Raw genomic sequence first — 1,530 nt, 5'->3', positions numbered from 1 at the left:
GGCTTGACGGGCGGTGGTGCCGCCTCGTCGCGCCCGAGCGGCGCCGTCGCCGCTGTCGTGACCGTCATGATGCTGACCGCCTCCTTTGCCGATCCGCGCGACCGCTCCTATGCGGTGCGCGTGAGCCTGTCCGTCGCCGCGCCGGGGACCCGGTGGCCGACGATGTCGAGCACGAGCTCGCAGAACATCGAGTCCGCCCAGCTGAACCACTCCCGCGTGAACTCCTCGGGACGGTCGACGTGGTACGACTCGCTCATCCGTCCGCGCGCCGCGTTGGCGGCGAGCATCGACGCGACGAGGGCGCGCTTCTCGGCCGGGTCCGTCGAGGTCAGGCCCCGGACCGCGGCGGAGATCGGCCAGACGTAGCGCGGCGGCGTGTGCGGGCTGCCGAGGCCGTCGCCCGTCGCGCCGCGCACGTAGGTGGGGTTGTCGTCGCTGAAGATGAATCGCCGCGTCGCGACGTAGAGCGGGTCGTCGACGTCGATGCCGCCGGTCAGCGGCAGGGAGAGCAGGCTCGGCATGTTCGAGTCGTCCATGAGCAGCCGGTGGCCGAGGCCGTCGACCTCGTAGGCGAAGATCCGCCCGTGCTCGGGGTGGTCGACGACGCCGTGGCGGCGGGTCGCGTCGTCCAGCTCGGCCGCGAGCGCCTCGGCCCGGGCGGCGAGCCCGGGGTCGTCGAGCGGCCCGCGGGCGAGGTCGGCGAGGTCGCGCAGGGACGCGGCGGCGAACAGGTTGCCGGGCACGTTGTAGTGGTAGACGCAGGCGTCGTCGCTGGGCCGGAACGCGCTCCAGGTCATGCCGGTGACGCCTACGGGCGACCCGTGGCCGTCGCGGACCAGCGTGTCGGTGGGCGGGCAGTCGTCGCGCTCGAACCGGTAGGTGGACCGTGCGTCGTGGTCCTGCTCGGTCCGGAGGGTGGTGATGACGAGCTCGGCGGCCTGGCGGAAGGTGTCGTCGAGGTGGTCCGTGCGGCCTGTGGCGAGCCACAGCTGGTGCGCGAGCTGGAGGGGGAAGGCGAGCGAGTCGACCTCGTACTTGCGCTCCCAGACCCAGGGCGTCATCGCCGTGCGGTCGGCCTGGTGGCCGGCGCCGTCGGGCGTGCGGTTGAAGGCGTTGGCGTACGGGTCGTGCAGGATCTGGCCGCTCTGCCGCCGCACGAGGGCGGCGACGACGTCGCCGAGCCCGGGGTCGAGGTCCAGCAGCGCCAGGTACGGGCGGACCTGCGCGGCGCAGTCGCGCAGCCACATCGCGGGGATGTCACCGGTGAGCACGAACGCCGTGCCGTCGGGCTCGAGGACGACGGCGTCGCGCAGGGTGCGGCGCATCGCCTCGGCGAAGACGGCGGCTGTCGGGGCGTCGAACGCGTCGGCGACGCGGTCGGTCACCTCCTGCAGCACGCGGTCGTCGAGCATCGTGGGGCCACCCTGGTCCATGAAAAGCCGCTCCATCGTTTAGGTATATCTAATAGGTGGAACATATCAGAGACATCGTCATGGTGACCAGCGACACACGTAGGGCCCGTGGCGCGCC

Annotated in this window: 1 protein-coding gene; it reads right to left on the bottom strand. The window is 72.2% G+C overall.

From position 1 onward, the window contains the following. Positions 1–107: 107 nt before the first annotated feature. Positions 108–1,448, bottom strand: a complete 1,341-nt coding sequence (locus ACFT55_RS20180) for a glycoside hydrolase family 125 protein (RefSeq protein WP_380245652.1) — start codon at positions 1,446–1,448, stop codon at positions 108–110. Positions 1,449–1,530 lie beyond the last annotated feature (82 nt).

Source organism: Isoptericola sp. NPDC057191 (genome assembly GCF_042670225.1).
Taxonomy (GTDB): domain Bacteria; phylum Actinomycetota; class Actinomycetes; order Actinomycetales; family Cellulomonadaceae; genus Isoptericola.
Note: the sequence above shows the minus strand (reverse complement) of the source record. Positions and strands in the feature narration are given on the sequence as shown.